This is a genomic window from Pseudomonas sp. MD195_PC81_125 (genome assembly GCF_014060985.1).
Taxonomy (GTDB): domain Bacteria; phylum Pseudomonadota; class Gammaproteobacteria; order Pseudomonadales; family Pseudomonadaceae; genus Aquipseudomonas; species Aquipseudomonas parakoreensis.
On the sequence record NZ_JABULD010000969.1, the window covers coordinates 1 to 558 of the forward strand.

1 protein-coding gene is annotated in these 558 nt (G+C 55.6%); it reads left to right on the forward strand.

Annotation, left to right across the window (positions count from 1 at the left end; genetic code table 11):
• Window positions 1–241: 241 nt before the first annotated feature.
• A partial coding sequence (locus HT737_RS30650; RefSeq protein ID WP_182404691.1) for a hypothetical protein occupies window positions 242–558 on the forward strand: 317 nt, incomplete at its 3' end.

Here is a 558-nt window from a genome sequence, read left to right on the forward strand (position 1 = left end):
GGGACGCGCAGCGTTCCGCCCCAAGCCTGCAAGTGATCAGGGACTGCTGCGCAGTCCATCGGGGATTAATCCCCTCACTACATGCTCATTCCAACAGGGGGAGCAGGGCAGATGTCAGAACATTTTGTAATGCATTGATACTTACGCGTGTAAGCCAATTCCTGTTTTCTTCCGACGGCTGGCTTTTCGTCATTAATGAGCCAGTATCCGTGTTCCGCTGATTGCGTCGAGGAGGCCGCTCATGTCCGTTGCAACCCTGGGAGTCCAGGGCCGTTGTGCTCATTGCCAGACCACGCAGCTACTCAAGCCATGGCAACTCAACGCCATCGCAATCAACGAACCGTTCACTTGCGCGCACTGCCAGAAAACTCTGGAGTTGCGTTGCCCGAAACAGATCAAACGCTTCAAGTCCCTCGATTCGCTGGGATTGCTGCGCTTCAGCGCCTCGGTAACCGTGTGCACCGCATTGCTGGTGGCGCTGGTCATGGAGTGGATCGGCCTGCTCAGCGTAACTGAACAGTTGAATGCGTCACTGATCGTGCTTTTCGCGTTACTTCG